At 71.1% G+C, this 18976-nt stretch carries 8 protein-coding genes and 3 rRNA genes; 6 read left to right on the top strand and 5 right to left on the bottom strand.

Going from position 1 to position 18976, the window contains the following annotated elements; all coding sequences use genetic code 11:
- Nucleotides 1–39: 39 nt before the first annotated feature.
- Together P9841_RS05195 and P9841_RS05190 are read right to left on the bottom strand one after the other, a co-directional pair.
- A complete protein-coding gene (locus P9841_RS05195; protein ID WP_283321002.1) occupies nt 40–513 on the bottom strand; it encodes a hypothetical protein in 474 nt (157 codons plus the stop codon).
- Nucleotides 510–2879: a hypothetical protein gene (locus P9841_RS05190; protein ID WP_283321001.1), complete on the bottom strand. Its 2370-nt coding sequence runs from the start codon at nt 2877–2879 to the stop codon at nt 510–512. The genes P9841_RS05195 and P9841_RS05190 overlap by 4 nt, the downstream gene beginning before the upstream one ends.
- A 233-nt stretch (nt 2880–3112) precedes the next feature.
- On the opposite strand from P9841_RS05190, the gene P9841_RS05185 reads away from it, so the two are divergent.
- The 6 genes from P9841_RS05185 to rrf all read left to right on the top strand — a co-directional run bounded on the left by P9841_RS05185 (nt 3113) and on the right by rrf (nt 12936).
- Nucleotides 3113–5023, top strand: coding sequence for a hypothetical protein (locus P9841_RS05185; RefSeq protein WP_283321000.1), 1911 nt, complete (start codon nt 3113–3115; stop codon nt 5021–5023).
- Nucleotides 5020–6066: a DUF8094 domain-containing protein gene (locus P9841_RS05180; protein ID WP_283320999.1), complete on the top strand. Its 1047-nt coding sequence runs from the start codon at nt 5020–5022 to the stop codon at nt 6064–6066. Before P9841_RS05185 ends, P9841_RS05180 begins: the two co-directional genes overlap by 4 nt.
- Before the next feature lie 49 nt (nt 6067–6115).
- Nucleotides 6116–7057 carry a tetratricopeptide repeat protein gene (locus P9841_RS05175; protein WP_283320998.1) on the top strand — a complete coding sequence of 314 codons (942 nt, stop codon included), beginning with the start codon at nt 6116–6118 and terminating at the stop codon, nt 7055–7057.
- Nucleotides 7058–7723: 666 nt separating this feature from the next.
- Nucleotides 7724–9245: ribosomal RNA gene (locus tag P9841_RS05170) — 16S ribosomal RNA — on the top strand.
- Nucleotides 9246–9605: 360 nt separating this feature from the next.
- Nucleotides 9606–12717 (top strand): 23S ribosomal RNA (locus P9841_RS05165).
- A gap of 102 nt (nt 12718–12819) precedes the next feature.
- Nucleotides 12820–12936: ribosomal RNA gene (rrf, locus tag P9841_RS05160) — 5S ribosomal RNA — on the top strand.
- Together the 16S, 23S and 5S rRNA genes form the textbook arrangement of a ribosomal RNA operon.
- 694 nt (nt 12937–13630) lie before the next feature.
- Here the strand turns inward: rrf and glgB are convergent.
- The 3 genes from glgB to treS all read right to left on the bottom strand — a co-directional run bounded on the left by glgB (nt 13631) and on the right by treS (nt 18940).
- Entirely contained in the window at nt 13631–15817 is a 2187-nt protein-coding gene (glgB, locus tag P9841_RS05155; RefSeq protein ID WP_283320997.1) for a 1,4-alpha-glucan branching protein GlgB, read from the bottom strand.
- Nucleotides 15818–15884: 67 nt separating this feature from the next.
- On the bottom strand, nt 15885–17258 hold the full coding sequence (locus tag P9841_RS05150; RefSeq protein ID WP_283320996.1) for a maltokinase N-terminal cap-like domain-containing protein: 1374 nt from the start codon (nt 17256–17258) through the stop codon (nt 15885–15887).
- Between the two features lie 11 nt (nt 17259–17269).
- Nucleotides 17270–18940, bottom strand: coding sequence for a maltose alpha-D-glucosyltransferase (gene treS / locus P9841_RS05145; RefSeq protein ID WP_283321860.1), 1671 nt, complete (start codon nt 18938–18940; stop codon nt 17270–17272).
- Nucleotides 18941–18976 lie beyond the last annotated feature (36 nt).

The following is an 18976-nucleotide window of genomic DNA, read 5'->3' as shown; positions in this document are numbered from 1 at the left end:
GTGCCCGGCCGGCGCGCGACCGTGCCGGCGTCGGTGGGGTCAGGCGGGTCCGGGGGCGTCACCCAGGGCGCGGGCGAGCGCGACGGGCAGGTCCAGCGACTCGCCGTCCTTGCCGCCCGCACCGAGCACCAGCGGCGGGTCCTGCGGCTCGGGCTGCACCCCGCGCAGCCTCGCGCCGATCGACGGCGGCACGGTCAGCACGTAGAACCCGCCGTCCGTCCCCACGGCGACCGTGCGGTCACGGCGCAGGTACCACCCGCGCAGGGGCGTCCGGAAGCGCCCGCGTCCGCCGTACCCCTGCGCCTGGAGCGGCTCGGGCGCGACGCCGCGTGCCGTCGCCTCCGCGACGAAGGCGGCGATGAGCTCGCGTGCGCGCGCGGACTCGGCCTGCCGTCGTGCCCGCAGCGCCGCCTCGTGGGCGTCAGCGGCCTCGCGCCGCCGGGACCGCCAGTCCGACCCGGCGTCGGCGGCCGGCTCGGGCTCCGGGGCGTCGGGGGGAGGGGTGGCGGTCACCGGTCGGCGGGGGCCGGCTCGCCGGCGGCGGCGTCCTCGCCCGACGGGGTGTCCTCGTCCGACGGGGTGTCGTCGCCCGACGGGGTGTCCTCGCCGGAGCCCGCGTCCGCAGCGGAGGCGCCCCCGTCCGCGGCTCCGTCCTCGGCGGCGTCACCGGCCGGTGCGCCGTCCGAGGTCCCGCCGTCGGTGCCGTCGGCGTCCGTGCCGCTGGTCGCGCCCTCGGTCGTCCCGGACGTCGCGCCCTCCTCGGCCTCGGACGCCGCGTCCCCCGCCGAGGTCGAGGTGCCCGGCCGGTCGGGGGTCGCGGTGCCGTCGGCGCCGTCGGCGCTGCTCGCCCCGCGGGCGTCGTCCGCCGCCTCCGGCCCCGTGGTGGCGGCCGGCTCGTCGGCGTCCGCCGCCGCAGGGGCCGGGGCCGCCGCGGCCGCGGAGACCGGCGCCGGCCGGCCCTTCGCCCCGCGGGCCGGGCGCGCGGCGGGACGGACGGCCGCCTGCTTGGCCGCGAACTGCGCCTGCGCGGCGTCCGCCCGCTCGAGCGTCTGCCGGTTCGGCACCGGGTCGTGGCCGAGGAGGTTGCGCAGCTCGTCGAGGTACGTGGTGATCGACTCGCGCTGCCGGTTGAGGTCCTCGACCTGGCGCTGCGCGGTCGTGCGCTCGCGCTCCGCCTCGGACATCGCCTCGGACAGGGTCTTCTCGGCGTGCTCGCGGGCCTCGGCCACCACGCGGTCGGCGTTCTGCCGGGCGTTCGACAGCAGCTCCTTGGCGTGCTCCTGCGAGTCGACCCGGATCTTCTCGGCCTGCTCCAGGGCCTTCGCGACGCGCTGCTCGGCGTCCGCGGCGTGCGCCTCGGCGTCGGCGACGAGCTTCTCCGTCTCGGCGCGGGCGGTCGCGTGCCGCTCGGCGTCGGCGCGCTCGGCCGCCTCGCGCTGGGCGGCGATCGACAGCTCCGCGTCGGCGAGCGCCTGCCGGGCCTGCGCCAGCATCGCGTCCGCCTCGGTCCGCGCCCGGCCCCGGAGCTCCTCCGCGGCGCGCGACGCCTCGGTCGTCCGCCGCTCGACGTCGAGCCGCGTCGCCTCCTGGAGCTCGGCGACCTCGCGCTCGGTGCGCTCGCGCAGCTCCGTGGTCTCGCGCTCGGTGCGCTCCCGCAGCTCGGACGTCTCCCGCTCGGCGAGGGCGCGGAGCGTGGCGACCTCGTGCTCGGTGCGCTCGCGCAGCTCGGTCGTCTCCCGCTCCGCGGTCGCGCGGAGCTCGGTGGCGTACTGCTCGGCCTCCGCGCGCTGGACGGCGAGCGCCTGCTCCGACTCCTGCCGGGCCGCGGCGACCTCGTCGGCCACGGCCGCCCGGAGCTCGCCGGTCTCCCGGTCGGCGGTCGCGCGCACGAAGCCGGCGTACTGCTCCGCCTCGGTCCGCAGCGCGGCCGTCTCGACGGCGACCCGCTGCTGCAGCTCGGCGGCGGCGCGCTCGGCGGCCGACCGCACCGCGTCGGCGTGCGACTGCGCCTCGGCGCGCAGGGAGGTGACCTCCTCGCCCACCGCCTGCCGTGCCTCCGCGATCTCGGTGGCGGCGAGGGACCGCTGCATCGCCGACCAGCGCTCCGCCTCGGTCCGCAGCTCGGCGAGCTCGGCGGTGACGCGCTGGCGCAGCGCGGTCGTCTCGGCGTCGGCGCGCTGGCGCAGGTCCTGGTCGTACCGCTCGGCCTCGGCCCGCATCGCGGAGGTCTCGGCCTCGGTCGTCGACCGCAGCGCCTCGGCCGCCTGCTCGGTGCTGATGCGCAGCTCGGTCGTCTCGCGCTCGACCGTCGCCCGCAGGGTGCCGAGCTCGCGCTCGAGCGTCGCCCGGCGCTCGCTCTCCTCGGTCTGGATCGCCGTCTGGATGCGCGCCGCCTCGCGCTCGGCCGAGCCGACCAGCTCCTCCGCGCGGCGCTGCGCGCCGGTCAGCACGCTCTCCGCCTCGGTGTGCGCGGTCGAACGCTCCTCCGTCGCCTCCCGGCGGGCGGTCGCGAGCATCTCGGCGACCTCGTTCTCCGCGCGGGCGCGCAGCTGCCCGGCGGCGAGGCGGGCGCGCGCGAGGGCGTCCGACGCCTGCGCGTTCGCCTGCTGCACCACGTCCGACGACTGCTCCTCCGCCGAGCGCAGCAGCATCTCGATGCGGGACCCGAGCCCGGAGTAGGTGGGCCGCTCGGCCTCCCGGAGCTGGCGGTGCGCCTCGGACAGCTCCCCGGAGATCTGCAGCACACGCTCGTCGAGCGAGGCGACCTGGTTCCGGGCGTCGGACAGCGCGCGCTCGAGCTCGGCCATGCGGTCGTCGACGGGTCCGCGGTCGTAGCCACGGAAGTTGACCACCGGGAAGGGCGTACGGTCGTCTGCCACGAAGTTCCTCCTGCAGGAGCGCGCGAGCGCTTGTGGGGACCGCCTCCGGGCGGGAGGCTCGGGACATCCGTCTGACCCCGGTCCGTCGGTCAGCGTATCCGGGCGCACCCACCCCGCGGCACCCGTCCCCGGGGCCGGGTCCGTGGCCGGTGCGCCCCGCCTCGTCCCGCCGGCGTGCCCGGTCACCGAGGTCCCCGGCCTATCCTGGGCCGTCACGTTCGAGAGGAAGACGCGTGCTCCAGCGACTGATCGCCGCCGTGCTCGCCGTGCTCGGGGTCGCCGCCGTCGCGCTCGGCGTCGCGTCGGCCACGGCCTGGCGGGCCGACGACCCCCTGGTCGCCACCGCGGCGCCCGGCGGGACGACCCGGGCCCTGGTGACCGACCCCGGCGTGCTCGAGCTCGCCGGCGACCCGGTGACGGTCACCGTGCGGGCAGAGGGCTCGCCCGTGGTCCTGGCGGTGGGCCGGGACACCGACGTCGACGGCTGGCTGGGCGACGACCCGTACGTCCGGGTGACCGGGCTGTCCGACTGGCACACCCTGGCGACGACCAGCGTCGAGGCGCCGGCCCCGGAGCCGAGCGGGACGGCCACCGCCGACGCGCGGGCCGCGGCCGCGAGCCCCAGCCCGTCCGCCACGGGTGACGCCGACGAGGTCGCACCGGCCGCCGACCCGACCGGGTCCGACATGTGGCTCGTCGAGGTGTCCGGTGACGGTTCCGCGACCCTCGAGTGGCCCGCCCGCGACGGCCGGTGGTCCCTCCTGGCGGTGAGCCTCGGCGACACGGCCCCCGTGCTGGACCTCGCCTGGCCGCAGACCGTGACGACGCCGTGGCTGTGGCCCGGCGTGGCGCTGGGCGTGCTGCTGCTGGCGGTCGCCGCGGTCCTGCTCGTCCGGATCCTGCGGGCGCGCGGCCAGGGCCCGGAGGCCGGCTGGCACGCCGTCGCGACCGGCCAGATCGCCGTCGTCGCCGCACCCGGCACCCCGGCGGGCGGCACCACGGTCGCCGGCGCCCCCGCAGCGGACGCGGGCACCGCACCGGTCACCGGAGCCGTCCCGCTCGGTGTCATCAGCGCGACCGGCGCACCGCTGACGCGCCGGCAGATCCGTGAGGCCGAGGCCGCCGCGGCAGCCGCGGCCGCCGCCGCCCGCCGCCGGGGCCGGCGCGGCGCCACCGGCGCCATCCCCGTCGTCACCGGGGCGCTGCCCGCGGTGACGGGGGCGACCCCTGCCGCGGGCGATCGCCCGGGCGCCGGGGACGCCGGCACCGGTCCGGCCGCGACGCCTCCCGGACCCGGTGCGTCCGGCCCCGGTTCGTCCGGGCCGGTCTCGTCCGGGCCCGGGGCGACGGGCGACGGCGCCGGGGGACCGGTGCCCGCCGCCGGACGAGCCGGCGCGACGTCCGGCCCGGCCCCTGCTGCCACACCGCCTGCCGGCTCCCCGGAGCGCCCCGCGGCGCCCGCACCCGCGCCGTCCGCAACCGCTGCGACCGCGCCCGCCGGCACACCGACGTCCGACGCGGGTCCCGGGTCCGTGCCCACAGGGGCCCCCGGTCCGCGCGGCCCGGGCGCGGGTGCGCCCGGCAGCCGTCCGGCGGCGTCCGCTCCCGCGGCGTCTCCCGCCCAGCCGTCGGCCTTCCGTCCGGCCGCGTCTCCCGCCCGTCCGGCGGCGCCCGCTCCCGCGGCGCCTCCCGCCCAGCCGTCGGCCCCCGCTCCCGCCCCCCGGACCCCGACGGGTCCGGAAGCCGGTCCGGACACCGCACCCCCGCCCGGAGCCGCCCCGGCCGGCGAGGAGCAGCGCGCCCCCGGCCGCGAGCGTCGCGGCCTGGGCTCCCGGCTGCCGTGGCGCCGCTCCCGCACCGACTCGTCGTCGGCGGACACCGCCGCGGCGGACGTCGCCGGGACCGGGACGACCCCGTCGTGGTCCCCGCTCGAGGAGCCGTCCACCGGGGCGGCGGGCACGGCCCCGCGGGGCACGCCCGTCGGAGCCGCCACGCCGGTGCCGCCGCCGGACGAGGCGGCGTCCCCCGCGCAGCGCGCCGACGCGTGGCGCCGCATGTGGGGGTTCCCGTCGGAGGGCGACGCCCCCGTGGAGGACCGCACCGCCGACCGCGACGACGACCAGCCGACCGAGGAGGGACGATGACCGCACGCACCACGGGACGCGGCCCGACCGCCCCCCGGGGCCTGCGCGCCCGCCCGCGCCGCCGTCCGGTCGCCGCAGCGCTCGCGGTCGCGGCCGCCCTGGGCCTCGGCGCCTGCGCCGCCCCGCTGCCCGAGCCGGCCCCGGACGCCGTCCCGGCCGTGCCGCCGCCTGTCCTCACCGTCGCGCAGTCCGACGACGTGCTGTCCGCCGTCGGCACCGTGCTTGCCGCGGGGGACGAGGCCCTCGACCCCTCGGGGCTCAAGGCACGCCTCTCGGGCCCGGCGCTCGCGATCCGCACCTCGGAGTACGCGCGGGCCGCGGCCACGAACGGGGAGCGCCCCCCGGTGACCATCCCGTTGACCGCGCAGACGACGATCGTCCCGGACACCGCCGCCTGGCCGCGCACGCAGATGGTGGTCACCGAGCAGCCCGACGACCTCCAGGCGCCGCTGCTGCTCGTCCTCGAGCAGAGGAGCCCGCGCGAGCCCTACCGGCTGTGGGGCTGGGCCCGCCTCGGCCCGTCCGTGCAGATGCCGGCGACCGCGGAGCCGGAGATCGGCAGCGAGCCGGTCGCCCCGGACGACGACTCGCTGCTGCTGACGCCGACCGAGGCCGTCGCGCAGTACGCGGACGTCCTGACGAACGGCGACGCCTCGGAGCACGCCGGGACGTTCCCGGAGGACTTCTTCCGGTCGGCGCTGACGGCGGCGCGCGACCAGACGGCGTCCAGCCTCCAGGAGGTCGCGACGGTGGCGGAGACCGTCGCGCCGGTCGACGGCGAGGTGACCGCGCTGCGGACGGCCGACGGGGGTGCGATCGTCGTCGGGGAGCTGAGCACCGTCACCACGATCACCCTGAGCCAGGGGAGCATCACGCTGAGCGACCCGTTCGACGTGGCCCTGGCCGGGCGCGACAGCGTGTCCAGCAACCTCGTCCGCACCTGGACCGACGTCGTCGCCCTGTACGTGCCGCCCTCGGGCGGGGACGAGCAGGTCCAGGTGCTGGCGGCAGAGCACGCCCGGACGGCCGTCACCGGCGAGTGACGTCCGCCCTCGACATCGTGAGCACACGCGAGAGCAGGAGCACAGCAGCATGAGCCAGAACCCGGCCCACCAGCCGCGCCTCGACGTGCGGGGCGCGGTCGACCTGTCCGGTCTCGGCCGTCCCGCGACCCCGGCTCCCGGTACGCCCGGCGGGCTGCCGGCACCGGGGCCGTACGTGACGGACGTGGACACGGAGGGCTTCCCGGCCCTGGTGCAGTCCTCCACGCAGCACCCAGTGGTGGTGCTGCTGTGGGCCTCGTGGAGCGAGGCGAGCATCAACCTGGCGCGCGATCTCGGCACGCTGGCGGACGAGTACGCGGGCCGGCTGCTGCTGGCCCGGATCGACTCGGAGGCGAACCCCCAGGTGGCGGCGGCCTTCCAGGCGCAGTCCGTGCCCTCGGTGGTGGCGGTCCTCGCGGGACAGCCGCTGCCGCTGTTCCAGGGCGTGCCGCAGCTCGACCAGGTCCGCGGGGTCCTGGACCAGGTGCTCGAGGCGGCCGCGGCGAACGGCGTGACCGGGACGGTCGCGCCGCAGGGGGACGTGCCCGAGGCGACCGACGAGCCGGAGGAGCCGCCGCTGCCGCCGCTGCACCAGGCCGCGTACGACGCCATCGAGCGCGACGACCTGCCTGCCGCCGCCGCTGCCTACGAGCAGGCGCTGCGGGAGAACCCCCGGGACGAGATGGCGCGCGCGGGCCTCGCACAGGTCGGGCTGCTCTCCCGGACCCGGGACGTCGACCTGGCCGCGGTGCGCTCGGCGGCGGCCGACGCGCCCGGCGACGTGGACGCGCAGCTCGCCGTGGCCGACGTCGACGTGCTCGGGGGTCAGGTCGAGGACGCGTTCGCGCGCCTGGTGGACACGGTGCGCGCGACGTCGGGCCCCGAGCGGGAGCGCGTCCGCGCGCGGCTGGTCGAGCTCTTCGAGGTCGTCGGGAGCGAGGACCCGCGGGTGGCCGCCGCGCGGCGCGCACTCGCGAGCGCCCTGTACTGACGGCCGCCGGCGCCACCGGCGCCACAGCTCGCGGCCGTGCGGCACGGCGCCCCGCGACCCGTGGACGACGGGCCGCGGGCCGCCGTCGGGGCTGGTCAGCGGCGAGATCCGCATGATCATCGGGGTGACCCGGGTCACGCCCGGCCGAGTTGACGCCCTGCGGCGTGACTGCGTAATGTTCTACGACGTCGCCCGGCAGGGAGGAACGGACACCGAGGATCAACCCGGTGGCTGGTCCCCCGGGTGGCCACCCCCTTGGTTCGGACTCGACGGGACACATGTGCCCGGCAGTCGTCGCGCCGAGGATCGATCCACGAGGTCGGGCGGGTCCGAACGGACTTGACCGGCGGGAACGGATCGGATAAGTTTGAACGGTTGCCTCCGGCCAGGAGCCCGCAAGGGTGAGTGGGGGATGCGCGTCTGTTCTTTGAGAACTCAACAGTGTGCCTAGTAGTTGATGCCAAGATGGTTCATCGCTCGGGTTGGTCGCCTCGTTCGGGGTGGTTGGTTCGTGTGGTGGGTCTTGGTTTCACTGGGGAGCCGTGTCCGACCCCGTCGGAGCGGTTCCCGGTAAGCCGAATTGATAGGTCCTCGCTCGCCAGCGGGTGGGGGTCGTTTCGTGTGTCGGTGGACTGCTGCTTTCGGGTGGTGGTTGCCAATGAGACATTTACGGAGAGTTTGATTCTGGCTCAGGACGAACGCTGGCGGCGTGCTTAACACATGCAAGTCGAACGGTGAACCCCAGCTTGCTGGGGGGATCAGTGGCGAACGGGTGAGTAACACGTGAGTAACCTGCCCCTGACTCTGGGATAAGCCTTGGAAACGAGGTCTAATACCGGATACGTGCCGCTCGGGCATCCGATGCGGTTGGAAAGATTTATCGGTCAGGGATGGACTCGCGGCCTATCAGCTTGTTGGTGGGGTAACGGCCCACCAAGGCGACGACGGGTAGCCGGCCTGAGAGGGCGACCGGCCACACTGGGACTGAGACACGGCCCAGACTCCTACGGGAGGCAGCAGTGGGGAATATTGCACAATGGGCGCAAGCCTGATGCAGCGACGCCGCGTGAGGGATGAAGGCCTTCGGGTTGTAAACCTCTTTCAGCAGGGAAGAAGCGCAAGTGACGGTACCTGCAGAAGAAGCGCCGGCTAACTACGTGCCAGCAGCCGCGGTAATACGTAGGGCGCAAGCGTTGTCCGGAATTATTGGGCGTAAAGAGCTCGTAGGCGGTTTGTCGCGTCTGCTGTGAAAACTCGAGGCTCAACCTCGGGCTTGCAGTGGGTACGGGCAGACTAGAGTGCGGTAGGGGAGACTGGAATTCCTGGTGTAGCGGTGGAATGCGCAGATATCAGGAGGAACACCGATGGCGAAGGCAGGTCTCTGGGCCGCAACTGACGCTGAGGAGCGAAAGCATGGGGAGCGAACAGGATTAGATACCCTGGTAGTCCATGCCGTAAACGTTGGGCACTAGGTGTGGGGCTCATTCCACGAGTTCCGTGCCGCAGCAAACGCATTAAGTGCCCCGCCTGGGGAGTACGGCCGCAAGGCTAAAACTCAAAGAAATTGACGGGGGCCCGCACAAGCGGCGGAGCATGCGGATTAATTCGATGCAACGCGAAGAACCTTACCAAGGCTTGACATACACCGGAAACTTCCAGAGATGGTTGCCCCGCAAGGTCGGTGTACAGGTGGTGCATGGTTGTCGTCAGCTCGTGTCGTGAGATGTTGGGTTAAGTCCCGCAACGAGCGCAACCCTCGTCCTATGTTGCCAGCACGTGATGGTGGGGACTCATAGGAGACTGCCGGGGTCAACTCGGAGGAAGGTGGGGATGACGTCAAATCATCATGCCCCTTATGTCTTGGGCTTCACGCATGCTACAATGGCCGGTACAAAGGGCTGCGATACCGCGAGGTGGAGCGAATCCCAAAAAGCCGGTCTCAGTTCGGATTGGGGTCTGCAACTCGACCCCATGAAGTCGGAGTCGCTAGTAATCGCAGATCAGCAACGCTGCGGTGAATACGTTCCCGGGCCTTGTACACACCGCCCGTCAAGTCACGAAAGTCGGTAACACCCGAAGCCGGTGGCCCAACTCGCAAGAGGGGGAGCCGTCGAAGGTGGGACTGGCGATTGGGACTAAGTCGTAACAAGGTAGCCGTACCGGAAGGTGCGGCTGGATCACCTCCTTTCTAAGGAGCATCTGACACGCCCTGCTTCGGTGGGGTCGTGCAGAGGCCATGCCCCGGCCGTACGCGTCGGGGGTGGTGCTCACGGGTGGAACATCAACTACGGCGGCCCGCTCGGGCCGGCATCGCGTCAGTACTCCTTCGGGATGGAACGCGCACCGCCGGGTCGGGTTGGTCGCCTGGGCACGCTGTTGGGTCCTGAGGGAACAGCCCGCGAGGGAGGTTGCTTCGTGACGGGCCCGGTCGGTCGGTCGAACCGCCAGCTGCTTCGTGCAGCGGGTAGGCGCCGGACGTAAGACCGGGGATCGTTCGTTGTTTGAGAACTGCACAGTGGACGCGAGCATCTTTAAAGTATGTCTTTGTGGTCAAGTTTTTAAGGGCACAGGGTGGATGCCTTGGCACTAGGAGCCGAAGAAGGACGTGGTAGCCTGCGATAAGCCTCGGGGAGTTGGCAAACGAACCGTGATCCGAGGATGTCCGAATGGGGAAACCCCGCACGAGTCATGTCGTGTGACCCGCACCTGAATATATAGGGTGTGTGGAGGGAACGCCGGGAAGTGAAACATCTCAGTACCGGCAGGAAGAGATATTCCGTGAGTAGTGGCGAGCGAAAGCGGATCAGGCCAAACCGTATGCGTGTCAAGCCGGCAGGCGTTGCGTGTACGGGGTTGTGGGACCTTTCAGTTGATTCTGCCGAGTCAGCAGGGAGTCAGAAAGCTTCGTGATAGTCGAAGGGCATTGAATGGCCCGGCACAGAGGGTGGTACCCCCGTAGACGAAATCATGTGGCCTCCCGAAGGGGATCCCAAGTAGCACGGGGCCCGAGAAATCCCGTGTGAATCTGGCAAGACCACTTGCTAAGCCTAAATACTACCTAGTGACCGATAGCGGACAAGTACCGTGAGGGAAAGGTGAAAAGTACCCCGGGAGGGGAGTGAAATAGTACCTGAAACCGTGTGCCTACAATCCGTCGGAGCCTCCCTAGCAGGGGTGACGGCGTGCCTTTTGAAGAATGAGCCTGCGAGTTAGTGGTACGTGGCGAGGTTAACCCGTGTGGGGAAGCCGTAGCGAAAGCGAGTCCGAACAGGGCGTGATAGTCGCGTGCTCTAGACCCGAAGCGAAGTGATCTAGCCATGGGCAGGTTGAAGCGCGGGTAAGACCGCGTGGAGGACCGAACCCACCTGGGTTGAAAACCGGGGGGATGACCTGTGGTTAGGGGTGAAAGGCCAATCAAACTTCGTGATAGCTGGTTCTCCCCGAAATGCATTTAGGTGCAGCCTCGCGTGTTTCTTGCCGGAGGTAGAGCTACTGGATAGCCGATGGGCCCTACCAGGTTACTGACGTTAGCCAAACTCCGAATGCCGGTAAGTGAGAGCGCGGGAGTGAGACTGCGGGGGATAAGCTCCGTAGTCGAGAGGGAAACAGCCCAGACCACCAGCTAAGGCCCCTAAGCGTATGCTAAGTGGGAAAGGATGTGGAGTTGCACAGACAACCAGGAGGTTGGCTTAGAAGCAGCCACCCTTGAAAGAGTGCGTAATAGCTCACTGGTCAAGTGATTCCGCGCCGACAATGTAGCGGGGCTCAAGTATACCGCCGAAGCTGTGGCATTCACACATTGCGCTAGGCCTTCGTGGTCCAGGCGTGTGGATGGGTAGGGGAGCGTCGTGTGGCGGGTGAAGCTGCGGGGTGACCCAGTGGTGGACGCTACACGAGTGAGAATGCAGGCATGAGTAGCGAATGACGGGTGAGAAACCCGTCCGCCGAATGACCAAGGGTTCCAGGGCCAGGCTAATCCGCCCTGGGTAAGTCGGGACCTAAGGCGAGGCCGACAGGCGTAGTCGATGGACAACGGGTTGATATTCCCGTACCGGCGAAGAACCGCCCATACCGAGCCCGGTGATGCTAAACGCCCGAGCCCGCACACCGCACCCTTCGGGGTGCATCGTGCGGGGGAGCGCGTGACCCGATCCGGTAGTAGGTAAGCGTATTAACAGGAGTGACGCAGGAAGGTAGCCCAGCGTGGCGATGGTAGTCCACGTCCAAGGCCGTAGGGCGAGTGGTAGGCAAATCCGCCACTCACATAGCCTGAGAACCGATGGTGACAGCGTATGCTGGATGATTGGGTGATCCTATGCTGCCGAGAAAAGCTTCGACGCGAGGTTCTAGCCGCCCGTACCCTAAACCGACTCAGGTGGTCAGGTAGAGAATACCAAGGCGATCGAGAGAATCGTGGTTAAGGAACTCGGCAAAATGCCCCCGTAACTTCGGGAGAAGGGGGGCCTGAAGCGTGTACCGGCTTGCCCGGGAAGCGTGGAGGGCCGCAGAGACCAGGGAGAAGCGACTGTTTACTAAAAACACAGGTCCGTGCGAAGTCGCAAGACGATGTATACGGACTGACGCCTGCCCGGTGCTGGAAGGTTAAGAGGACGGGTCAGCCGCAAGGCGAAGCTCAGAATTTAAGCCCCAGTAAACGGCGGTGGTAACTATAACCATCCTAAGGTAGCGAAATTCCTTGTCGGGTAAGTTCCGACCTGCACGAATGGCGTAACGACTTCTCCGCTGTCTCAACCGCGAACTCGGCGAAATTGCACTACGAGTAAAGATGCTCGTTACGCGCAGCAGGACGGAAAGACCCCGGGACCTTTACTATAGCTTGGTATTGGTGTTCGGTGCGGCTTGTGTAGGATAGGTGGGAGACTGTGAAGCCGGCACGCCAGTGTCGGTGGAGTCAACGTTGAAATACCACTCTGGTCGCTCTGGATATCTAACCTCGGTCCGTGATCCGGATCAGGGACAGTGCCTGGTGGGTAGTTTAACTGGGGCGGTTGCCTCCTAAAATGTAACGGAGGCGCTCAAAGGTTCCCTCAGCCTGGTTGGCAATCAGGTGGCGAGTGCAAGTGCACAAGGGAGCTTGACTGTGAGACTGACAGGTCGAGCAGGGACGAAAGTCGGAACTAGTGATCCGGCGGTGGCTTGTGGAAGCGCCGTCGCTCAACGGATAAAAGGTACCCCGGGGATAACAGGCTGATCTTGCCCAAGAGTCCATATCGACGGCATGGTTTGGCACCTCGATGTCGGCTCGTCGCATCCTGGGGCTGGAGTAGGTCCCAAGGGTTGGGCTGTTCGCCCATTAAAGCGGTACGCGAGCTGGGTTTAGAACGTCGTGAGACAGTTCGGTCCCTATCCGCTGCGCGCGCAGGAAACTTGAGAAGGGCTGTCCCTAGTACGAGAGGACCGGGACGGACGAACCTCTGGTGTGCCAGTTGTTCCGCCAGGAGCACGGCTGGTTGGCTACGTTCGGAAGGGATAACCGCTGAAAGCATCTAAGCGGGAAGCCTGCTTCAAGATGAGGTTTCCACGGGTCTTCGGACCTGAGAGGCTCCCGGCTAGACCACCGGGTAGATAGGCCGGATGTGGAAGAGGGGACGCAAGACCCTCGCAGCTGACCGGTACTAATAAGCCGACAACTTCACCACTCATACTTGTGCTACGCGTCCACTGTGCGGTTCCCGAACCACGAACACGCACCCACCCGGTTCTTGCCGGTGGGGTGTCCTGTGTTGACAGTTCGACAGAGTTACGGCGGTCATAGCGAAGGGGAAACGCCCGGTCCCATTCCGAACCCGGAAGCTAAGCCCTTCAGCGCCGATGGTACTGCACTCGCCAGGGTGTGGGAGAGTAGGACGCCGCCGGACATCATTCAGAAGAAGCCACCCCATCGCTGGGGTGGCTTCTTCTGTTTCCCCACCCGACATGAACGCCCGCGTGAGGCGACGCGAGCGCACGCGCACCCGCGCGCAATCGTGGGACCGCGCGCAAGCGTGGGACCGCGCGTTCCTGATCCGCGCACGCACCGCACCGCGAGAGCCCGCAGCCGGTCCGTCACACGCAGGACCGCTGTCGCTCTCAGGTCCGCTCGCGCCGGCATGTCCGATTGAGTGCCGAGGGTCCCTTGGGCGTGCGCAGGTCTGCGCCGTCGCCCATCGGCTCGTCCTGGGCGCTCAAGTCCGTCTGGGCCTGGCAGGTCCGGTAGTGGGCACTGTGGTCCGCTCGAGCCAGCAGCTCCGCACTCCCGCGTCGCAAGTCCGGCGCGCCGGGCGGATCGCTCGCGGTCCTCGCACGTACCGCATCGACATCGCAGTTGTCGTGGGGTTCACGACTCGCAACCCCGCATCTACAGCAACCTCGACGGGCGGCCCCGGCTCGCGAGCGCGGGGTCCTGCGGTGGACGCTGGCCGGGCCTGTTGCCGGCAGGGTCGCACTGATTGCAGGCAGGGGGATACGGGCGTGGGCGTGGTCGCGCGAGCTGATTCCGCTGCGTCCTACGGAGTGCTTGTCGCGGCTCGGGCCCGCGTGGGGTCGGTCAGCCGGCCCAGGGGCGCCGGCGGTTCAGGCGGGGACGAGGTAGAGCACCCCGAGCGGCGGGACCCGCAGGGTCGCCGAGAACGCCCGCCCGTGGTGCGGCTCCGGACGCGCCTGCACCTGCCCGAGGTTGCCCACCCCGGAGCCGCCGTACTCCTCGGCGTCGGTGTTGATGGCCTCGACCCACGTGCCGCCCTGGGGCAGCGCGAGGCGGTAGTCCTCGTGCGGGACGCCGGCGAAGTTCACGACGACGGCGACGACGCCGCCGCGGTCGTCGCGGCGCAGGTAGGCCAGCACGTTGCGGTCCGCGTCGTTGGCGTCGATCCACTCGAACCCCTGCGGGGAGTGGTCGAGCGCCCACATCGCCGGGTGGGACCGGTAGAACGCGTTGAGGTCCCGCACGCACGCCTGGACGCCGCGGTGCGGGGCGTGGTCGAGCAGGTACCAGTCGAGCGAGCGCGACTCGGCCCACTCGGTCCCCTGCGCGAACTCGGTTCCCATGAACACGAGCTGCTTGCCGGGGTGGGACCACTGGTAGCCCAGGAGGGCGCGGACGCCGGCGCGCTGCTGCCAGTCGTCACCGGGCATCTTGCGCATGACGGAGCCCTTGCCGTGCACCACCTCGTCGTGGCTGATCGGCAGGACGAACTGCTCGGAGAACGCGTACACGAGCGAGAACGTCGCCTCGTGGTGGTGGTAGCGACGGTTGATCGGCAGCTCGGCGAGGTAGCGGAGCGTGTCGTTCATCCAGCCCATGTTCCACTTCAGGCCGAACCCGAGCCCACCGCCGGACGTGGGCGTGGTGACGCCGGGCCACGCGGTGGACTCCTCGGCGATCATGACGACCCCGGGGGTGCGGCGGTAGGCGGTGGCGTTGGCCTCCTGGAGGAACGCGATGGCCTCGAGGTTCTCGCGGCCGCCGTGCACGTTCGGGCGCCACTGGCCGGGCTCGCGGGAGTAGTCGAGGTAGAGCATGGAGGCGACGGCGTCGACCCGCAGGCCGTCGACGTGGAACTCCTCGAGCCAGTACGTGGCGTTGGCGACGAGGAAGTTGCGGACCTCGTTGCGTCCGAAGTCGAAGACGTAGGTGCCCCAGTCGGGCTGCTCGCCGCGCATCGGGTCGGGGTGCTCGTACAGGGGTGTGCCGTCGAAGCGCGCGAGCGCCCACTCGTCCTTGGGGAAGTGGGCGGGCACCCAGTCGAGGATGACGCCGACGCCGGCGCGGTGCAGCGTGTCGACGAGGTACCGGAAGTCGTCGGGGTGGCCGAAGCGGGAGGTGGGGGCGTAGTAGGAGGACACCTGGTAGCCCCAGGAGCCTCCGAACGGGTGTTCGGACACCGGGAGGAACTCGACGTGGGTGAAGCCGAGCTCCAGCACGTACTCGGTGAGCTGGGCGGCGAGGTCGCGGTACGACAGGCCCTGCCGCCACGAGCCCAGGTGCACCTCGTAGATGCTCATGGGCCCGTTGTGCGGGTCGCGGGAGCCCCGGGCGCCCAGCCAGTCCTCGTCGCGCCAGGCGAACGCCGACTCGACGACGACGGAGGCGGTCGCGGGCGGGACCTCCGTGCCCTTGGCGAGCGGGTCGGCCTTCTGCCGCCAGCCGCCGTCGGCGCCGAGGATCTCGAACTTGTAGCGCGCGCCCGCTCCGACGCCCGGCACGAAGATCTCCCACACGCCGGACTCACCGAGCGAGCGCATCGCGTGCGTGGCGCCCTGCCAGTGGTTGAAGTCGCCGATGACGCGGACGGCGCGCGCGTTCGGCGCCCAGACGGCGAAGGCGGTGCCCTCCACGTCGCCCAGCGCGCCGGGGTAGCGGTGCACGTTCGCGCCGAGGACGGTCCACAGCTGCTCGTGCCGGCCCTCGCGGATGAGGTGGCGGTCGAGCTCCTGGACGGTCGGCAGGTAGCGGTACGGGTCGTCGACGCGCGTGGTGCGGTCGCCGTAGGTCACGTCGACGCGGTAGTCGACGACGTCGGACTCCGGCAGCACCGCCACCCAGATGCCGTCCTGCTCGTGCTCGGCGGGCGTGCTGCCCGTCGCGGTGACGACGACGACGGCGTCGGCGAGCGGGCGCAGCGTCCGCACCACCAGGCCGCTCGGCGTGAGGTGCGCGCCGAGCACGGCGTGCGGGTCGTGGTGGGTCCCGGAGGCCACGGCGTGCAGCGTGCCGGGGTCGACGGTGACGGGCGACGTGTCAGCAGCCGGACGTTCCATGTGCCTACCCAACCACCCCCGGGGCGTTCCCGCAGGGAGACCTCCTGCCCGCGGGGACGCGCCGTCGTCAGCCGATGAGCCGCTCGACGGCGTGCAGCGGGATCGGCAGCCAGTCGGGGCGGTTCCGGGCCTCGTACACGGCCTCGTAGAGCGCCTTGTCGAGCTCCAGGACGCGCAGCAGGTGCGCGCGTGTGCCCGGGTCGAGGTCCTGCGTCTGGCTCGAGTAGCCCGCGAGGAACGCGGTGCGCGCGACCTCCGTCCACGCCTGCGGCCCGCCCCCGACGGCGGCGGCGTAGTCGAACGACCGGAGCATGCCGGCGGCGTCCCGCAGCGCCAGGTCGGGGCGGGTGCGCTGGGCGACGGGGGCGAGCGGTTCGCCCTCGAAGTCGAGCACGTACCAGGTGCCGTCGCCCCGCAGCACCTGCCCAAGGTGCAGGTCGCCGTGGACGCGCTGCCGCGGCGGCACCTCGGCCAGCAGCCGGGTGCGCCCGGCGAGCGCCTCGACCTGCGTCTCGAACGCGTCCAGCTGCGGCACGACGCCGCGCGCCCAGCCGTAGCGCTCGACGAGGGCGTCCGCGACGGCGGCCCCGGCCGTGGCGGCAGCACCGGCCGTGGCGGCGTCGACGTCCGGGGCCGGGGCGGGCAGCGCCCGGGCGAGCGCACGGTGCATCTGGCCGACCACCACGCCGAGCTCCTCGGCGAGCGGGCCGAACGACTCGCCGCGCCGCGCCATCGCGCACGCGAGCTCGAAGCCGTCCGTCGCGCCGGGCACGAACGCGCTGAGCACCCCCAGGTGCCCGTGCGCCGTGCGGTCGCCGTCCTGCCACTCGGCGCCCATCCAGGCGAGGGGGCGGGGCACGTGCGGCCAGCCCGAGGCCGCGAGGGCGCGCGGCACGTCGACGTCCGGGTTGTCGCCGTCGGACAGCCCGCGGAACACCTTGAGCATGGCGGTGGTGCCGCCCGGACCGGCGCCGGGCAGGATCACCGAGGTGTTGGACTGCTCGCCGGAGATGACGCGCGGCACCCCGAGTGCCGCCGCCGGCACCGCGTCGACGTCCGCCGGCCGGTCGGCCGCGGCGAGCCAGGCGCGCTCGAACTCGGGCAGCCCCGCGGCGTCGAGCACGGCCGTGCCGTCCGGCAGGTGCCCCACCACGGCGGGGTCGTCCCCGCGGCCGTCCGGGCGCCCGGGGCCGTCGCCGGCCGCCGTGCCGGGCCGCAGCACCACCGGCACCTGCAGCACCGCGCCCGAGCCGCCGCCCTCGGCGCGCAGCAGCAGCAGCCGCACCTCGACGCTCCCGGCGGCGTCCTCGGGGTCGCGCAGACTCAGCCCGCCGACCGCCGACACCCGCGCGTCCGCCCCCTTCACGGGGAACCAGCGCCGCCCCGGCAGCCAGGGCGCGAGCAGCGCGGCCAGCGCGTCGTCGCGGGGTTCGTGGGTCACCCGTCGGTCGGTCACTGCTCCGTCACCGCCAGCCAGTAGAAGTCGCGGGACCCGAGCGTGAAGGTCGTGGTCCCGTCGGCGCCGACGCCGGGGAACGAGGCGCCCCCGAAGACGTCGCGCAGCCCCGCGCCGGCGAGCGACGCGGGCAGGTGCAGGGTCGTGGCCCGGGCGGTCGCGGCGAGGTTCGCCACGACCAGCAGGGTCTCGGTCGGTGTGCGGCGCAGGAACGCCAGGACGGCGTCGTTGTCGCCGCCCACCACCTCGAACGTCCCGAGGCCCAGGGCGGGGTGCTGCCGGCGGACGGCCAGCATGCCCCGGACCCAGTGCAGCAGCGACGTCGTCTGCGCGAGCTGCGCCTCGACGTTGACGTTGTTGTAGTGGTGGACGAGCGACTGGATGACCGGCAGGTACAGCTTGCCGGGGTCGGCCGTCGAGAAGCCGGAGTTGCGGTCGGGCGTCCACTGCATCGGCGTGCGCACGGCGTCGCGGTCGGGCAGCCAGATGTTGTCGCCCATGCCGATCTCGTCGCCGTAGTAGAGGCACGGGCTGCCCGGCAGGGACAGCAGCAGGGCGTGCGCGAGCTCGATCTCCTTGCGGGAGTCGTCGAGCAGCGGCGCCAGGCGGCGGCGGATGCCGATGTTGGCGCGCATCCGGGAGTCCGGGGCGTACCAGCCGTACATGGACGCGCGCTCCTCGGTGGAGACCATCTCGAGCGTGAGCTCGTCGTGGTTGCGCAGGAACGTGCTCCACTGGCCGGCGCCGGGGATCGGCGGGGTGTCGGCCAGGATGTCGACGACGGGCGTCGCCCGCTGGTCCCGCATCGAGTAGAAGATCCGGGGCATCACCGGGAAGTGGAAGCACATGTGGCACTCCGGCTCCTCCTCGGTGCCGAAGTAGTGCACGACGTCCTCGGGCCACTGGTTGGCCTCGGCGAGCATGATCCGGCCGGGGAACTCGCGGTCGATCATCGCGCGCAGGTCCCGCAGGAACCGGTGCGTCTCGGGCAGGTTCTCGCAGTTCGTGCCGTCCCGCTCGTACAGGTACGGGACCGCGTCGAGCCGGAACCCGTCCACGCCGAGCCGCAGCCAGAACCGCGCGACGTCGTGCATGGCCTCGACCACGCGCGGGTTGTCGAAGTTCAGGTCGGGCTGGTGGCTGAAGAACCGGTGCCAGAAGTACTGCCGCCGCACGGGGTCGAACGTCCAGTTGGACGTCTCGGTGTCGACGAAGATGATCCGCGCGTCCTGGTACCGGGTGGGGTCGTCGGACCAGACGTAGAAGTCGCCGTAGGGCCCGTCCGGGTCGGAGCGCGAGGCCTGGAACCACGGGTGCTGGTCGGACGAGTGGTTCATGACGAGGTCGACGATCACCCGCATCCCGCGCTCGTGCGCCGCCGCGACCAGGTCCGTGAAGTCCTCGATCGAGCCGTACTGCGGGGCGACCGCGGTGTAGTCGGACACGTCGTAGCCGCCGTCGCGCAGCGGTGACGGGTAGAACGGCGGCAGCCACAGGCAGTCGACGCCGAGCCACTGCAGGTAGTCGAGCCGCTGGATGAGCCCGCGCAGGTCCCCGCTGCCCGTGCCGTCGGAGTCGGAGAACGACCGGATCATGACCTCGTAGAACACCGCGGTGCGGTACCACTCGGGGTCGGGTCGCAGGCCGCCGCCCTCCGTGGGCGGCACGGCGGGCTGACGGCGCGGGGGCAGCGCGGTCGCGGC

This window comes from Cellulomonas sp. ES6, from assembly GCF_030053835.1.
Taxonomy (GTDB): domain Bacteria; phylum Actinomycetota; class Actinomycetes; order Actinomycetales; family Cellulomonadaceae; genus Cellulomonas.
This window is presented reverse-complemented; position numbering and strand designations above follow the sequence as displayed.

Excerpts from the sequence above, each read along its gene's own strand:
- glgB (WP_283320997.1), bottom strand. The coding sequence starts at position 15,817 with ATGGAACGTCCGGCTGCTGACACGTCGCCCGTCACCGTCGACCCCGGC.
- P9841_RS05180 (WP_283320999.1), top strand. The coding sequence starts at position 5,020 with ATGACCGCACGCACCACGGGACGCGGCCCGACCGCCCCCCGGGGCCTG.
- P9841_RS05175 (WP_283320998.1), top strand. The coding sequence starts at position 6,116 with ATGAGCCAGAACCCGGCCCACCAGCCGCGCCTCGACGTGCGGGGCGCG.